The sequence below is a fragment of the Rhizobium sp. RU35A genome (assembly GCF_900156005.1).
Taxonomy (GTDB): domain Bacteria; phylum Pseudomonadota; class Alphaproteobacteria; order Rhizobiales; family Rhizobiaceae; genus Neorhizobium; species Neorhizobium straminoryzae.
The window spans coordinates 1-15,178 of sequence record NZ_FTMR01000028.1; the positions used below are offsets into that span (position 1 = coordinate 1).

The window sequence follows — 15,178 nt, forward strand, 5'->3', positions numbered from 1 at the left end:
AAGAGCCTTCAGCCGTTTGGCCTCCGCCACTTCCATGCCGCCATACTTCGACCGCCATTTATAGAAGGTCGCGTCGCTGACACCGTATTTGCGGCGCAGATCAACAGCCGAAAGACCGGCCTGATGCTCCTTCAGAATACCGATGATCTGCTCGTCGCTGAAACGAGAACGCTTCATTGTCTGTCTCCTTCTCCGGACAACAGACTAACCTCACACCGAGGACATTCCAGGGGAGCAGGTCACCTTGCACCCCGATGCCGCGATCCCCAGCACCAGAAAAATTTATCTGCCTCTCGGGCATTGAAGCTAATTAGGGTGAACTCTACTGGCCGCAACTCCATGGTTACGCGAGTAGGGAATTGGTTTTGGTACGCTGCCTTCCGAAACGGGCGCGGCGGGTTTTCATCAACGTTTCCGGTCAGTTCGATCCCGGCGGCGTGCTTCCCTAGCCTGAGAGCGTTCTTCCAGTGTCAAAGGCCGGTTTCGGTCGGTTTCACGTCCTTTGCGGTCGCTGCGCTCTTTTTCGGCTCTGGCTCTCTCTCGCTCAAGTTTACGCCGCTCCAGTTCCTGTTCTTGCTGAATTGCATAGAGATCATGGTTGTCCGCCGTTCGTTGGCTGGACCGGTCCGCGTTGAGATCGACGCGATCCAAGCGATAGTCCTCTGCAAGGCCTCCTAAGTGCGCCGCCGCGCCCCCAACAACCGTGGCGCCCATTATAACTTTGCTCGCAATCGTCGACAGACGTTTCGACGGATTTTTCTTGTCGTCTTCCACCAGTAACCCCTTTGTGTGCGCCTAAAAGCAAGTATTGCATAAAACAACTTCGGTGGCATTATGCGTCAGGGAAATATCTGGGTCGGGGCAGATGAGCGGTTTTTCTCCACTTACGGGTCTACTCGGAAGCGTCGTCCTCAATGCGATCAACAAACGCAAGCATCAGCGGACCCTGAGCGACCTCAAATCAAGTGACCTATATGGAGACGCCCGGTTCTTAACCTCAAATGAAATCGCAGATCTTGACCTAACGGTTGAGTCCGACAGCTCAGCAAACGGAATATTGCTTGGGGGTCAGGCGGCTGCAGGAGAAGTGGATTTGCCCGTCATCTACAAGGGTGACCGGCATCTCATCACATTGGCGCCCACGCGATCAGGCAAGGGCGCTTGTCACATTATCCCCAATCTCATTCTATATCCGGGTTCAGTATTTGTTATCGACGTGAAGGGCGAAAACTTCCTTGCCACACAACGTCGCCGTCGTGGGTACGGACAGGTGCACGTCTTCGCTCCATACGATGACAGGCTCGACTCTGTCGGCATCAATCCGCTGGACTTCGTTCGAAAGGGTACGAAGGACGAATTCACCGATGCTCAGATCCTGGCAAGCTTGATCTTGGAAGACAGCGGATCCGATAAAGACAAGTTCTGGGAGCAGGAGGGTAGGAACCTCATTGCCGCCCTGATAATTTTCACTTTGCACAATGCGCCGCTCGCTGATCGGAACATGGGGATGATCAAGCGATTGCTTACGCTGCCTCCTGATAAGTTGGATGCGATGTTCCAAAATATGTCCCTCCACGCGAATAGCGCGGTCAGGGCGGCCGGAAGTTCATTCTTCAACATGAGCGACGAGACGCGATCCAGCGTTTTGACGACGGCAAATAACCAGATGTTGTGCTGGGCACCCGGTGGGGTGCTTGATGAGGCAACAAGAAAGAGCGAGTTCAGTTTTCAGGATCTGCGCAAGAAGGGCACCAGTTTCTTTCTCATCATCCCGCCGGACCGTTTGAACGAGTGCCGCAGTTTGCTGCGAATTTTTTCTGGCATGGCGGTTAAGACGCTAAGCCGCTCCTATCCGAACCCAACCGACAAGCCAATCCTTTTTGTTCTGGATGAGTTTGCCAATTTAGGTAGGATGGAGGAGTTCGAGAACGGCTTGACGATTCTTGCTGGTTTCAAGATCCAAATATGGATCATCGTGCAAGATCTTGGCCAGTTGGAATTTCTATACAAGGAAAAGACAAGGACGATTATTGCGAATAGCGGTGCATTCATGGCGTTTAATGTTCAGGATCTGGAAACGGCAAAGCATATTTCCGAAAAGCTTGGACAAAAGACGGTTCTGATAGAAACACCCTCACAACGGCAAGCGTCTGCGTTCTCCGTTGACGTTTCCACGGGCCATGGGTTGCACGGGAGACCTCTGCTTACGCCAGATGAGGTGCGCCGCCTCGACAGGCGCACACAGCTGATCTTCATCGACGATCATCGGCCAATCCATGGGAGCAAATGGTATTATTTCGAGCGACCCGAATTCAAGTCAGCCTACGACGACCCGCGGCAGCTCCTCGCGGCGGCAACGCTACCATCAAGTGTCATCGGCGCTCGTAGCCCAAAGCCCGCGCTACCTCACCCGGCTCGTTCGTCTCAGGGACCGTCTTCCCTGGGAAGACTGACTAAACGCACACCATGAGGGCCCGGCTACACCAGAAGGGCGCGAGCCTCAGAAAATGAAATGCCTGTCACCAACTTGAGAAGGCAGGACACATACGCGAGCGACTGCGGAGCTTCAACAAAACGCTTCAATTCAAGGTTATCAATAATTTTTGCCGCTAGTGTGGCGCCGGTTGCCCCTGTTTCTTGGCGGGCGCTTAACAGGATCGATCGACGAAGTGCTGAAAGGGACATGACGCGAAGGGCGCGTCTGCAAAGTTCGTCGCGCACCTGGAGAATGACTGATCGGCATTCTTCTGGCAAAGCCGGTGATGTTCCCATACTCTGTAACGCCGTTATTGCATCGCGAGTATTCTGTTCGTCTTCTAATCCCCGTTGGCCTTGATAGGCCACCGTTAACGCGCGTAGAATCTCCTTTACGTCTATCAGCGGCATATCGCGAATTCCGTAAACGGAAACTATCTTCTCTAAGAGCTGGAGCTGCGCCGTTGGATGCCAATGCTCTGTCGACCTCAAGAGTCTCGAAAAGAATGGGACGCCCCTTTCATGGCTGTAATCGGCGTACTGACTATACAAAACCGCGAGCAGCACGGTTCGGTGATCATGATCTATGCCGGCAATTGTCCCGATATCAGCCGCTTTCAGCAGAAATGTCGGTGATGGTTCAGCACCGACTATTTGCCGAACCGTGTCGATGTACTCGGAAAACGGTCGCCGTCGATCAGGTCTCTCCGAAAATTGCAGTAGGGTATCCAATATGATCCAATCGGTATCGTCAATTGGTGCGCCGTGATCGGGGGATGTATGGTCTTTTCCAACTTCGTGCGGCGACTGCTGCCCAGTGATAACATTTGGCTGATCGTGCATCGGAAGGCCCCTATTTTTTAGAGACTGGCGCTTGTGATGGTCGAGGTGGTGTGTGTGTTGTGTTTGTGGCAAGTTCCGTTGCTACCGCATTCGCCAGCATGCTCGTTATGTCGGAGGCGTCGACAGTAGATGGTTCTCGAATGCATTTGTAGACTACCTTAATCGTTCTGCCCCCAAGATCAGGGCGCGGCATGTCTGCAAATGGGGAAGAGCCAAGCCCTGGCGTTCGCTCCCAAGTCCGCGCTGCAGTTTCCGCATCACCACTGTTAAAAGATTGCACAAAACTTTGAGCCACCGCTTCCGCCTTGATGAGTTCGCTGATGTAATCGACATAAGATCGCAACTCGATGAGATCCTTCAGGTTCTGCCAATGCCCTTGAACCGTCTGGACAATCGCAAAAACATCATTCGCGGCGATAGCTTTGAGCACTGACCGGACCAATACAACCTTGCGATTTGCCGCTACTAGTCTCTCTCCATAAAAAGATTGGATCCCCTTATGCGCGGACAGGACGTCAATATTATCCCGGACGATCTTCACGATCGCCTCTTCGCAAACGATACTTTTTCGTGCGCGAAATCCTTCGGCTTTTTCGATGGCTGCATCCAACTGATCGAGAATTCCGGACAACTTGAGTAACTTGTTTAGATAAGGGCGAGTATCGTTGTTTGCCTGGGCCATAGCACGGAGGGCAGGCTTCTTTTTCAGATCCTTGATGAGTTTGACCTCGTCGGCGCTCTGCTTGATCTCGGTACAAAATTGCCGAAATTCCCTAATCGTAGCGGCATTACGCCCGATTATTTCGCGCCCCCTGGCTGTCCGCTCATCAGTTTTGAGCACATTGTGATGATCGATAAGTTCCAGTGCGGCTGGAAGGTCACCCCTCTTGATGAAAACATCGAATTCATCAAGAAGTAATGTTAGCGATCGGCTCTTCGCCTCTGTTCCGCCCTTGAAGATGTCGAGGCCACCACTCTTCTGTTCACACCACGGACATCTTCCATAGGTTTTGGAGTAAACGTGGAGAGGTTCTTTGGCACACCAAGTTACCGACGTAATTGCCTCTTGGAGAGCTTTCGCCCACTCACCTGCGTGTGGCCTGACTGATGGATTGCTGTGCCCGTCGTCGAAACAGCGTCTGAAGAGATTAAGCAGTCTTGGATGCACGATTTCAAGCGGAATTGAACCTTTGTGTGGCGGAAGAGGAACCCGCTTATTCCATTGCCATAGCCCTCTTGCGATCCGTTCTTCCGTTTGGATGCCTTCGTGCTGGGCTGGAAGAATGCCGCCACTATAAGGGTGTCGAGTGAAGAGAAACGAATAAATGATTATGGCTAGGCCGAAATTGTCGTGCTCCTTGGTCGCAAGCAGAGCTTTGTTCGCTCCCTGCATTTCCGGTGGAGCGAATTCTGCCGATGCGACTGGGCAGGGGTGAATCTTCCCTGTAGCCTTATCAACAACCTGAAATGAATCGGTATCGACGAGACAGACCCTCAAGCTTGGTGTGACCAACAAGTTGTCCGACTTCACGTCTCCGATCACATAGCCCATGTCGTGAATTGACTGGAAAGCTTTCGCAACGTTAAGCGCGGCCTGAAGCAGGTGATACCAGTCTAGGGAAGGGGCTTCCTTTTTCCGTTCGAGCGGGACGTAAAGCGACCTAGGGATGAGACCGTGTTTCACGCCTGGCATGGTGAAGCCAACCACGGAACCACCGGAATCGTGCAGCGTCGCCATCGGCCAAATTATCGATCTGTTAGGGGCTGCCGGATCGATAGGTGGCTGGCGAAGCATAAGATGGAGTTTCTCCACCCTTGCAGTTGTTCGCTTATCCTTATGATAAAGTTTGGCAACCAGGTCAATCTTGTCGGTCCAATAGATTACGCCTTCCCCGCTCTCACTGATGAGATTCTGTAAAACGATGCTGGTTGATCGACCGTCCCGGTCGATGGCGGTGTAGCGAGTGTTTGTGAGCGCTCCGGTTTTACTCATGAGCGTCGTAAGCCCAAAAGCAATGTCTTATCATCGTCAGTCTTCAGATCCAGCGACGGCATATTCAGGATCGAGGCCAAAACGTCTCTTAGACCTTTCGCGTCGGCTACATCGCTTGCCTTTTTCCTTAGGGGCCCAAAGAAGCTGCTAAACGGCTGTTGTGAGCTTTGAACAATTGCTACCTTCTCTAACCCGTCGGTGGATGCGCAAACGAAATTGAAATCGCCTTCTTGAACCGATGATCGAGATTCGCGTTGCCACGCAGAACTAGTAATCCACGTAACCTCACCTACGTGTTCGGTCTGTTGAGCTTCAAATATCAATTGGTAGGGGCAATCCTCATTGCCGCTACTATCAACAACCAAAAAGCCGTCACCAAGTTGGAATGCGATGAGCCGGTTCTTGCTTATTGCGAAAGCGATGAGCGTCGTGCCGTATTGGCCGACATCATTTCCCTCGATTGCCGCTTCGTGTTTCAGAAGCTCCCGGATCTGCACAGCCGTCTGGAGCCAATGCTGGTGAGCGACTTCCCGCAGTTCGTCGGTAGGCATTTCATCAATATTGGTCTTCTCAATAAATTCTTGAGTCAAGGCGACAACATAGTCACTGGCAATCAGTGAGCCTATGTCGGAATACGCTAATGAGCCCCCACCGTCGGCGACGGCCCCGACGAGCCATTTTCCATCCAGGCATGTGGCACTGCGTGACGCATCCTGACATGGTTTTCCTGTGATTACGTGGCCCTTGCCACGTACACTCAGTTCAGCTGGAAGCCACATCGCGTTCGCTCATCTAAATGCCGTTGCCCAATCGGTGACCGGATCAAGTTGGACTGCAGCGCCTGTAGCCTTGTCCTGGGATACCTTCTTCTGGGAATTGGAAAGCCACTTGAACATTTCCCGGAATTTTAGCTTGTCGAGTTTAGCTGTGCGCGTGGGCGAAAATTCCCGAAGGTTTTCCATCATTCCCTGGGCATCGCCGATACCGACGCAGTAGACGCTGACCTTCTTGTCCTCTTCCGCTTTCCTGGCATTCGCGGCAGCTTGACGCCAATTGTCATCATTTGGCTCGCCATCCGACATGATCCAAAGCCATGGCCGATAGTAGTTGATGCCATTTCGCTTGTATTCCTGTTTGCGCAGTTCAAGCTCGTGGAGCGCCATCGTGACTGCACCGCCCAATGGTGTCGATCCCGCCGCGTCGATTTGAAATTCTCGGCGGTGGTTTTCTGCTCTATCAAACGGGATGAAGCGATTGCCGTCCCCGCATGTGACGATGGCAAGCTCGACACGAAGAGATGCGAGTGGATCAGCGAGCAGATCGGCAATGTAACCCGAATAGCCATCATTTAGCTCAGCAATCTTGTCTTCCATGGATGGAGACACGTCTACAATCAATACCACCGGGACGCGGTCTTCCGGGTTTTCGGCAAATTGAATTTCAGATGACTCAGACATTTCTGCTCCGTAATCTAAGGGCAATAGGTTTCTTGACGTGCTGCGGTGCATTCGAAGAGGCCGGTCCTTGAGCACGCCCGTATAGCAGCTTGTGCGGCCGCGTTTTTGTTGGGGCCACGACCAGTTCCCCAGCCGTTGATTCCGCCCCTTGCAATGCTGATACAGTCACTTGCGCTAATTGCGATTTTGCATCTGTCTCCCCCTGATAGACGCGAGCAGTCTCTTAGCGCTTCTTGGGTGGCCGATCGTAAGTCTTCACCCCAGCCGACGGCGATGTCGGCCCCTCGATCGATAGCCATTGCAACAAAGCGTGCGCGAACGGGAGGCTGTGGTTGCACCTCCGGTTGATTATATGACCCCGATACAGTTGGCGCCTGGATTGGTTGTCCGAAAGTCAGTCGTGCCGTTTCCAGGTCGGTCTTTGCTTTTGCCAGAGCTGCTTGGTCTGCAGTGAGCCTCTGTTGCCCGACTTGTAGTTCGGTCTTTTCCCTGCTCAGAGCAGACTGTGCATCAGCAAGCGTTCGCTTCTGACGCTCGAGGTCGGCTTGTTGGGTTGCAATGCGCTGCTGATCTGCGCGGACCGAGGATATCTGTTGGTCGAGCGCCCCACGATCGATTCTCAGCTTCTCCTCGGCTTTCACAATAATTGCCTCCCGGCCATCAAGCGAGCCGATAATCGATTGAACTCGTGCACGATCGACGGCGTTGGTGATAGTCGAGACGGTAATGGGGGAGCCGGGGAGGCGGATGATGCCTGAAGCTACGGCGCCCCCGGCAAGTGCAAGAATGGCTACGAGAACGGCAGCACATGCCCACTTTACTCTTCTTGCCCTGATGCGTCGACGGGCTTGCAGCCCTGCGTTGTCGTTAGGATTGGGAACGGCTTGCGCCATTTCTTCTAGAAGGCGTGTTACCTCATCTCGCGATTCAAACTGGCTTGTTGCGAATATACTCCCAAATGATAGGTCAGGAACTTGATCTTGTTGAGGGGGATGCTCCGGCATCTGCAAGCTCTACTTCACCAATTTTCCGCCACAATCGAGGCATCCTGCGGGTGAGTCAAGACAGGCCTCGCGTTTTTCGATTATAGTAAAAGAAGGATAGGTCGCGGATGGTGATGTCAATAAATGCCGTAATGGCCTGCGTCTGACCAGTAGCCAGTTTGGTGGCCGTCCCCCAAGCTGATGAGGTTTGGGCCGAGGTCCGAGCGATTGGACTGAAGCATCATGAGATGGACATGAGTGCTCCTCGGTGCATCAGGCGCGCTGTCGAACGGACCGGAACGATGGCTCTGGCGGTTTGGCTCTGGCGCCGGCAATCGGACGCAAATGATTTCGGTCAGCCGACGGCCTCGAGGACACGGTGGCGGGTCAGTGTCATGCCATCGGGGGAATTACCAGTGAATAGCCCCGAGTTTCGTAGACACACTCGGGTTAGATTGTCTGCTGCTTCTCGAACTCGACGGGCGACAGCATCCCGTTTCTGACGTGCTTGCGTTTAGGGTTGTAGAACATATCGATATAGTCGAACACGTCCTGGCGTGCTTCACGTTCAAGAGCAGATGGAGAAGCGTCGCAGGATAGGCGTTTTGGACCTCGACGCCGGTACATGCTTGAGCAAAGATAATGAGAGCCACATCTACGTGCCAACGCTCAGCCCGCCAGACGAATATTTGATGTCCCCCTGACCGCGGTTGACTCAGCGAGTGATTTAGCTAGAGTTCAATTAAAAATTGAGGGCATGGAGCTAATCTTCATCCGATTGGCTCGGCGGCCATAAAGCGGCTGCAGCAATAATTTTCAATGACATGCAAGACCAGCTGTCCGTGACGATGAGCGGGTCCTCGAAGTGCGCAATATCCGAAATCAGTCCGGATGAGGGTGGGGCAATGTCCGATTTCGAGAATGCCGCAGATTCAAATGGCTTTCGCTTCAAGCTCTGGCGAGGCGAACGCATGACGATGATAGGCTTCGACGTCGCAGCGCCGGAAGATGACTTTGTCGGATTCGCCATCGAGGTTAAATCGCCAAAATCTCAGGAATTTGTGCCGCTGCGCAACAGGCTGAATTTCTCCTATCCGCAAGGTGCAGCTGCCGTCACCGGCGACCGCTTGTTTCCGACAGACAAGGCGCCCATCCAGAAATTCCGATGGATCCATTTTCCCTACCACCCGGTCGATGGGACGTATGAATACCGCGCCACGAAGATTCATATGCCCCGTGACGGCGATCTCGTTCAGGGTACTCGGCTCGATCTGGGGATTAACCAGCACACGGCGACCTATGACGGTGTCGTCGACATCGGGTTTACCCGAAACTTCGCTTCCTCGCAGGCCTATCGCGAGCAATTCGGCAACAATGCCGACGTCATTCCAAAGGTCGCCATTGATGGTCTCGATTTCAAAATGCTCGATCTGAAGAACGATCGCGGCGAGAACGTCTATGATTGGTTGGGATTCGAGGCACGGCAGCTCCTCTATGATTTTCTGGACGAGGCCGTCGCCGATCCGGCGATCTCGGTCGATTTTCTGGCCTACGATCTTAATTTGCCGGACGTCGTCGCCAAGCTCACATCGCTTGGCGGGCGTCTTCGCGCCGTCATCGATGACTCGTCATCTGACGACGAGGACGGCAACCCAAATGGTCATGACCTACCGACCAGCTGCGAGAGCCGCAGCGCTGACCGGCTGACGGCGGCTGGAGCCGCGGTGCGGCGAACGCACTTTCACAATTTGCAGCATCACAAGGTGCTCATTCAGCGGCACAACGGCGTTCCGGTCAAGGTGCTGTGTGGTTCGACGAACTATTCGTTTCGCGGGCTTTACATCCAAGCCAATAACGTTCTGGTCTTTACTTCAGCCGATGTGGCAGGCTTTTTCGGCACCATGTTCGACATGGCTTTTTCCGATCCCATGGCCTTTCGCAAATCGGCCTTCGCAAAAACGTGGCACGCCATCCCGCATGCCGGTGGGCCGACCGTTCAGCTTTGTTTCTCCCCGCATAGCGATACCGACCTGTCGCTCAATCCGATCGCAGCAGCGATCGACCAGGCCACGTCCTGCGCTCTCTATTCCCTTGCCTTCCTCAACATGATGAGATCCGGTCCGACGCTCGAGGCATTCGAGCGTCTGATCGATCGGCCGATCTTCAGCTGCGGCAGTGTCGACAAGCGAGGTTCGCTTCACTTGATCAAACCCGATGGTTCTCGCGGTCTTGTCGACTTTCGCTATCTCAGTTCAAAAGCGCCGGAGCCTTTCAAGAGCGAATGGTCCGGAGGAAAGGGGCGAAACGTTCATCACAAATTTCTGGTGACCGATTTCAACCTGCCCACCGCTAAGGTGTTCACCGGCTCAAGCAATATGTCGCCATCGGGCGAGAAGCAGAATGGCGACCATCTGATCATGATCGAAGATCGCAAAATCGCGACCGCCTATGCCATCGAGGCAATTCGCGTCTTCGATCATCTGCAATTTCGAAACCGGATGTACGATGCCGACCATGCCGGCAGCGCGGGCCACGGCTCGCGACCGCCTGAAACCCTCTCCCTGAGAAAGCCGACAGCGATCAGCGGCAAGCCTGCCTGGTTCGAAAAATCCTACGTTTCCGGCAGTCAGGCCGAACGAGATCGCCTGCTGTTTTCGAAGTGACGTCGAGGTTTGCCCCCTTAATACCCCGAATTTCCATATCGCAATGGAGTTTCCCATGCCGTTGAAAAACTATTCGGTCCTGAAGGGTCGGCCGATCAACAACCGCCTGGCAACAGGCAGAAGCCCTCACTACCAAGTCCTGGTTTCGGCCAACGGCGAACTGCACCGGATCGCAATCAATGTCCAATCACAGGATGGTAGCGAGGTGCAGTTTCTTGTTCGATCCCGGTTCGAACATCCCGTGACCGCTAAGCTCGATCCACTTGGTGAAGGGCTGCACGCGGCACCTTCCGTTCCAGACGGGCTGGCTCTCGACTTCATCCGCAGCAACCTCATGCAGCCTTGGGAGCTGAAACCCCTGCCGATCTCGGTGGTCGGTCCGGACAACGATCTGAATGAGAAGATCGATGCTTATGTGCAGCGCGCGATGGCCGATGAGGAAGCCTGGATCTATGCCTTCGGAGAAACGTGGGGTCCGGAAATCAACAAAGCCGATAAGTATTTTGGGTTTACGCCCGGCCGCGGCATCCACGACATTCATATGAACCAGGGCAATCCGCCCGGGAAATTCGATGACGATAACGGCCCGTTCCAGGATGGGGCCCTCGTGTTCGAATTTCCGAGAGAAAGCCAATGGGTCGCCATTTTTCTGAAGTTTCAAACGCAGGCGTGGCACTCCGACGATGGAACGGCAAAGCCAATCGTTCCCCCGGACCCGAACCACAGGGGCGAGCCGCACACCCCTGTCGACCGCGATCACATTCCGCCCATGGACGTCCCCGATGGCCTTGTGCGCATCGTTGCAGCACTCGTCAACGATGTGCGATCACCCGAACATGAGACCGTGACCCTCCTGAACACGTCCGATGTGCCCATCGATCTTTCGGGTTGGACGATCAAGGACAAGCAAAAAAATACAATGCCGCTATTCGGTTCCATCGCGGCCGGCGCGACTTTGGTGATCGACGTCAGGCAGCCGGTGGCGCTTTCGAACCAAGGGGGCATCATCACGCTGATCGACGCCAAAGGCGTGAAGGTGCACGGCGTCTCCTATACAAAAGATCAGGCAAGGCAGCCAGGTCGGACGATACCCTTCCAGAGCTAATACCCCCACGGCGATCGAAGGGGCGGGCGCCTGAGCTGCGTCCTTTATCCGCCGACGTTTAAAGGAGACTATCGTGAGAATATCCTGCGCGTCTGGCCTCACCGCTGTTGTCACGGGAGTTCTCGTTGTCGGCCTCTCGTGCGATAGTGCCGCTCAATCTTCCAGCTTGACTGAAGCGAGCGCGAAGCTCACCGGTGAGAGCAGCCGAGAATGGCTTGGGGGGGACGTGAAAGTCTGGATGGGAAGCAACACCGCGTGCACGACCGGTGAGCGGTATCGCTTCTATACCGATAAGACGTTGCATCGAGAAAGCTGTGTGAATGGCCAAGTCAAGGTGTCAGACGGGGCCTGGACTTTGGCTCAGGACGGCCCCATCGATATGGTTCTGAGCATCGATGGGAGCCGTTACCTGGTCATCTTTTTCGATGGAAAGGACAAGCTGCAGCATATGATTTTGCGCACGCGGAGCGAGTCGAAGGTCGACCCGAATGTCGATCGCGAATTTGTCCTGTCCGGAGACTGATCGTGGAGGAACCGACTAAGCGAAACTGGGACGTAGGACTTGGTATCATCGGCCCGCTGATAACGGTGACCGGCATCATTGTGGGCGTGTGGCAATTTAATGTAGGGGAAGCGCAGAAGGCGAAATATGAACATGCGACGCAACTATGGATGAAGCGTCTTGAGACCTATACCGCTGTTGCGAAACTGGCAGGCAATATCGCCGCGCCTGCCGACGATGCTGCATTCACCGCAGCTGTGCGCAATTCATGGCAGCCTACTGGAGCGAGATGATCTTGGTCGAGGATCCAGCCGTAGAGCAGGCTATGATCGCGTTTCGGGTCCAAATTGAAGATTTTCAGAATGGCCGGAGCACCCGCGATCAGCTGAAAGTCCGGGCGGACGTTTTGATGAAGGCTTTCAAAGCATCGCTCGCAGCGGGTGAACCGATCCGATGAGCACTGGCCTCATTCGAGCCCTGCTCGGGTTCCTCTTTCCGGCGCTTCTTGCCCTTGGAATTGGTGCGGGGCCCTCGAATGCGGCTGGTGGTTCAGGCTCGGCGTTCGACCTTTATGCAATCACCATTGGCTCTTCCTATTTCGCTGTCCCGCCGGCCGACGACGGTAGCCACGGTCTGACTACCATCTCCGGAGCGAACAGAAGCGCACGCGAACTGGCCAATCGGTTTGTCGCAGGTGGGGCCCGCTTTACGTTTCTTCTGACCTCCGATCCCCGCGGCCTGATCACGCCTGGCGATGTCGAGGCTGCCCTGGTGACTGTCGAAGCCAGGATTGCGAAAGATAAGCCGGCCAATCCACTGATCCTGCTCTACATTGCCAGCCATGGCGTTTCCGAGGGTGTCGGCTGGAACCACTTCTCCGTGCCAGGCACATTTCTCTATCGTGGAAAGCTTTCCGAGCTAGATATCGAATCGCTGTCGGCAGCAACGCTTTACGCCGGCAATTTGGCTGATCGCCTCGATCACAGCGGGGCACGTTATGTTCTCATTCTCGACAGCTGCTATGAAGGTCAGGTTGCAGATTTCGATTCGCCGATCCTGAGCGGGCCTGCGATTGAGAGCTTGCAATCGATCGCCGACGTCATCCGCGTCGTCAACGAATTCCGCCAGGCCAACCCAGTCCTCTATTCGACGACGCCCGGTACGCTGGCGAAGACAGTGGGCGATCCCTATCAGCCAAGCGCGACACCCGTTGCACCACTCGCACGTCGACTCATGTTGATCCTCGATCGTCAAGCGGCCGCGAAATCAACCCTCACCCTAGGCGACCTCGTCGGCGACTTAACGTCTCCCACGCTCGATAGTGCCACCAAACCCGCGGTAACCAATGCGGTGCGCGACAAGGCGTGGTCACGCCGTGTTCTTTCATTTGCTTCTCCAGCCGGACACACAGAGGGTCAGCTGGAGCAACGCACAGGCTCGGCGAAGGCCGGAACTGTCTGTTGCATCCGAGACGCCTCGGCCGAGGTCGCACATACTCCCTTGCAGATGCCAGGGATTGTGGACATCGCCGGTACGCCGCGCGAGTTCATCACAGATGGTCGGTCGCTGCACTTCAACGGGACGTTAGCGGTGACCCGAGAAAAACACCAAGCACTAACGTTTTCTTTCGAAGCAGATGGTGAAAGCTGGGAGATCTCGCTCTCGGCGCGAGAAAAGTAGGACTTGTCCGCTGGCGAATACAGCCCGGCCACGCGCTATCCTTTCGCGGCAAAAAATGAAGCGTCCATGTCCATCACCGGCGCTGGTCGCGCCTGCAATGAATCCACAGGACGTTTTACGGTCCGGCAGATTAAGTTTGCTGCAAACGGCGACCTTCTGTCGATCGACGCGATATTCCGACAGTTCTGCGACGGCAGCAAGTTTCCGCTCGAAGGAGCGTTGGTCGTTAAGTAAGGGAAACCATCCGCAAGGGTTAGTAGATGGACATGCATGCTGATGAAAATGGGCGTGCTTTATCCGAAGCGGCCTTCGAAGTCGCACAGTGGATCATTCTCGCTGCCTACATTGATGACGACATCAACGACAGGATATCTTTCAGACTCGTCGCAGCTCCACGGTTCATAGCGACGATCACTCCGATAGGCCCCCGCTTTGACGTCAAGGTCAGCACGGGAGCGGTGTCGGCGATCGTTGACGTTATCGCTCGGGTTGCCGCAACGAATCCTATCGACGATTTCATATCAGCCGACAGTCTTCGGGAACTTGGAATCAACGACGAGGAAACGGCTTGGGACTTCGTCTTCGTCGCGGCGATGGTGTTCCTGGCCTTGCACGAGGCAGGGCACTGCGTCGCCGGCCACCTGTCACTGATGACAGGGCCTACCACGCGCCAAAAGAAGCTGTCGTTTTCCGAAAATGAACGCAGCATCATCACAGCGTTGGCCGGTGCCGCTAATGATACGTCACTTACGTCGCTTGACATCAGTCGGATGATGGAACTCGAAGCCGACGGCATGGCTGCGGATCTCATCTACAGCGACTTCCTTGAAATCCTGGCTACATTCGAAGACCACATCCCTTCCGGCAGCCCTCCCTCTGCGACATGTCGCCTGGAGCTCATCCGTCTGTGCACGCTCGCCATGACGATCGTTCTTGGTTTGATTGAACTTTACAGGCTGGAAAGCATGAGAAGTGGCCCGAGCCTACACCCCTTGCCCCTCGGCAGGATGCTGAACATCGTCGGCCGACGCTTGCAGATGCTCCAGCGGAACACACTTCATCGAAACGAGGATGACGCGGCAATTGTCGTCGATATCGACGAGCCGGAGGAGGTAATCGACATCGCCCGGGATGCATTCTGGCTAATGATGGTCGTGGACAAAGCGCTCGGTAAACCCGTCTTCAATTCGCTTTCAGACGAGCTAGTCACGGCGACTGAATCGGGTTTCATCAGCGATCTGCAAGCCTACATGTCAGGTAGCCCGCCAAACCGGACAGACGCCGGCACGGAGTTCTCCGAACTGGCCTCGCGAGCGGGTCCGTATTTGCGGCATCTCAAGACTTTCCGGCTCTGCGACTTCTGGCAATTGCAGGACGGGAAGTGACCTTGCCCCGTTGAACTAATCCATTTTGAAGTAAGCTCTGGCCCATTGAGAGGACCAGAGGATGAAACGCAACCGTTTCACAGACGAACAGA

The 15,178-nt window shown here is 54.7% G+C and carries 15 protein-coding genes and 2 pseudogenes; 9 read left to right on the forward strand and 8 right to left on the reverse strand.

The genetic code is table 11. The features are described from left to right. Nucleotides 1-177, reverse strand: a 177-nt coding sequence (locus F3H95_RS26390; protein ID WP_149748153.1) for a transposase, incomplete at its 3' end; no start/stop codon positions are given. Between the two features lie 228 nt (nucleotides 178-405). Then, nucleotides 406-774: a hypothetical protein gene (locus F3H95_RS26395; protein WP_149748154.1), complete on the reverse strand. Its 369-nt coding sequence runs from the start codon at nucleotides 772-774 to the stop codon at nucleotides 406-408. Nucleotides 775-865: 91 nt separating this feature from the next. Between F3H95_RS26395 and F3H95_RS26400 the strand changes: the two genes are divergently transcribed. Continuing rightward, a complete protein-coding gene (locus F3H95_RS26400) occupies nucleotides 866-2,470 on the forward strand; it encodes a type IV secretory system conjugative DNA transfer family protein (RefSeq protein ID WP_149748155.1) in 1,605 nt (534 codons plus the stop codon). An 8-nt stretch (nucleotides 2,471-2,478) separates the two neighbouring features. Here F3H95_RS26400 and F3H95_RS26405 read toward each other — a convergent pair whose 3' ends face one another. The 5 genes from F3H95_RS26405 to F3H95_RS26425 are packed head-to-tail and all read right to left on the reverse strand — an operon-like array spanning nucleotide 2,479 to nucleotide 7,772. After that, nucleotides 2,479-3,318: a hypothetical protein gene (locus F3H95_RS26405; RefSeq protein WP_149748156.1), complete on the reverse strand. Its 840-nt coding sequence runs from the start codon at nucleotides 3,316-3,318 to the stop codon at nucleotides 2,479-2,481. Nucleotides 3,319-3,328: 10 nt separating this feature from the next. Continuing rightward, on the reverse strand, nucleotides 3,329-5,311 hold the full coding sequence (locus F3H95_RS26410) for a hypothetical protein (RefSeq protein WP_149748157.1): 1,983 nt from the start codon (nucleotides 5,309-5,311) through the stop codon (nucleotides 3,329-3,331). Next, nucleotides 5,308-6,090, reverse strand: coding sequence for a PP2C family serine/threonine-protein phosphatase (locus F3H95_RS26415; protein WP_149748158.1), 783 nt, complete (start codon nucleotides 6,088-6,090; stop codon nucleotides 5,308-5,310). The genes F3H95_RS26410 and F3H95_RS26415 overlap by 4 nt, the downstream gene beginning before the upstream one ends. 9 nt (nucleotides 6,091-6,099) lie before the next feature. After that, the gene (locus tag F3H95_RS26420) at nucleotides 6,100-6,768 is read right to left on the reverse strand and encodes a VWA domain-containing protein (protein ID WP_188134504.1); all 669 of its coding nucleotides are present in this window, start codon (nucleotides 6,766-6,768) and stop codon (nucleotides 6,100-6,102) included. Nucleotides 6,769-6,782: 14 nt separating this feature from the next. Continuing rightward, nucleotides 6,783-7,772 (reverse strand): DUF4189 domain-containing protein, encoded by a 990-nt coding sequence (locus F3H95_RS26425; protein ID WP_149748160.1) that lies wholly within the window; start codon nucleotides 7,770-7,772, stop codon nucleotides 6,783-6,785. A 233-nt stretch (nucleotides 7,773-8,005) separates the two neighbouring features. Here F3H95_RS26425 and F3H95_RS27575 point away from each other — a divergent pair. Continuing rightward, a pseudogene (locus tag F3H95_RS27575) lies at nucleotides 8,006-8,167 on the forward strand (damage-inducible mutagenesis protein); the annotation flags it as partial. A gap of 34 nt (nucleotides 8,168-8,201) precedes the next feature. Here the strand turns inward: F3H95_RS27575 and F3H95_RS26435 are convergent. Further along, nucleotides 8,202-8,315: pseudogene (locus F3H95_RS26435) on the reverse strand (IS3 family transposase); the annotation flags it as partial. A 341-nt stretch (nucleotides 8,316-8,656) separates the two neighbouring features. Here F3H95_RS26435 and F3H95_RS26440 point away from each other — a divergent pair. From F3H95_RS26440 to F3H95_RS26470, 7 genes are all read left to right on the forward strand, one after another. Then, the gene (locus F3H95_RS26440) at nucleotides 8,657-10,414 is read left to right on the forward strand and encodes a phospholipase D-like domain-containing protein (RefSeq protein WP_149748161.1); all 1,758 of its coding nucleotides are present in this window, start codon (nucleotides 8,657-8,659) and stop codon (nucleotides 10,412-10,414) included. Between the two features lie 55 nt (nucleotides 10,415-10,469). Further along, nucleotides 10,470-11,519, forward strand: a complete 1,050-nt coding sequence (locus tag F3H95_RS26445; protein ID WP_149748162.1) for a DUF2278 family protein — start codon at nucleotides 10,470-10,472, stop codon at nucleotides 11,517-11,519. Nucleotides 11,520-11,592: 73 nt separating this feature from the next. Beyond that, nucleotides 11,593-12,042 carry a hypothetical protein gene (locus F3H95_RS26450; RefSeq protein WP_149748163.1) on the forward strand — a complete coding sequence of 150 codons (450 nt, stop codon included), beginning with the start codon at nucleotides 11,593-11,595 and terminating at the stop codon, nucleotides 12,040-12,042. 2 nt (nucleotides 12,043-12,044) lie between these two features. Next, nucleotides 12,045-12,314: a hypothetical protein gene (locus F3H95_RS26455; protein WP_149748164.1), complete on the forward strand. Its 270-nt coding sequence runs from the start codon at nucleotides 12,045-12,047 to the stop codon at nucleotides 12,312-12,314. Between the two features lie 160 nt (nucleotides 12,315-12,474). Continuing rightward, entirely contained in the window at nucleotides 12,475-13,701 is a 1,227-nt protein-coding gene (locus F3H95_RS26460) for a hypothetical protein (RefSeq protein WP_149748165.1), read from the forward strand. 3 nt (nucleotides 13,702-13,704) lie between these two features. Further along, nucleotides 13,705-13,935 carry a hypothetical protein gene (locus F3H95_RS26465; protein ID WP_149748166.1) on the forward strand — a complete coding sequence of 77 codons (231 nt, stop codon included), beginning with the start codon at nucleotides 13,705-13,707 and terminating at the stop codon, nucleotides 13,933-13,935. Between the two features lie 26 nt (nucleotides 13,936-13,961). Then, nucleotides 13,962-15,086 carry a hypothetical protein gene (locus F3H95_RS26470; RefSeq protein WP_149748167.1) on the forward strand — a complete coding sequence of 375 codons (1,125 nt, stop codon included), beginning with the start codon at nucleotides 13,962-13,964 and terminating at the stop codon, nucleotides 15,084-15,086. Nucleotides 15,087-15,178 lie beyond the last annotated feature (92 nt).

Bases quoted from the DNA above. Each gene is read 5' to 3' on its own strand.
- F3H95_RS26400 (WP_149748155.1), top strand. From the start codon at position 866: ATGAGCGGTTTTTCTCCACTTACGGGTCTACTCGGAAGCGTCGTCCTC.
- F3H95_RS26405 (WP_149748156.1), bottom strand. From the start codon at position 3,318: ATGCACGATCAGCCAAATGTTATCACTGGGCAGCAGTCGCCGCACGAA.
- F3H95_RS26410 (WP_149748157.1), bottom strand. From the start codon at position 5,311: ATGAGTAAAACCGGAGCGCTCACAAACACTCGCTACACCGCCATCGAC.
- F3H95_RS26415 (WP_149748158.1), bottom strand. From the start codon at position 6,090: ATGTGGCTTCCAGCTGAACTGAGTGTACGTGGCAAGGGCCACGTAATC.
- F3H95_RS26420 (WP_188134504.1), bottom strand. From the start codon at position 6,768: ATGTCTGAGTCATCTGAAATTCAATTTGCCGAAAACCCGGAAGACCGC.
- F3H95_RS26425 (WP_149748160.1), bottom strand. From the start codon at position 7,772: ATGCCGGAGCATCCCCCTCAACAAGATCAAGTTCCTGACCTATCATTT.
- F3H95_RS26440 (WP_149748161.1), top strand. From the start codon at position 8,657: ATGTCCGATTTCGAGAATGCCGCAGATTCAAATGGCTTTCGCTTCAAG.
- F3H95_RS26445 (WP_149748162.1), top strand. From the start codon at position 10,470: ATGCCGTTGAAAAACTATTCGGTCCTGAAGGGTCGGCCGATCAACAAC.
- F3H95_RS26460 (WP_149748165.1), top strand. From the start codon at position 12,475: ATGAGCACTGGCCTCATTCGAGCCCTGCTCGGGTTCCTCTTTCCGGCG.
- F3H95_RS26470 (WP_149748167.1), top strand. From the start codon at position 13,962: ATGGACATGCATGCTGATGAAAATGGGCGTGCTTTATCCGAAGCGGCC.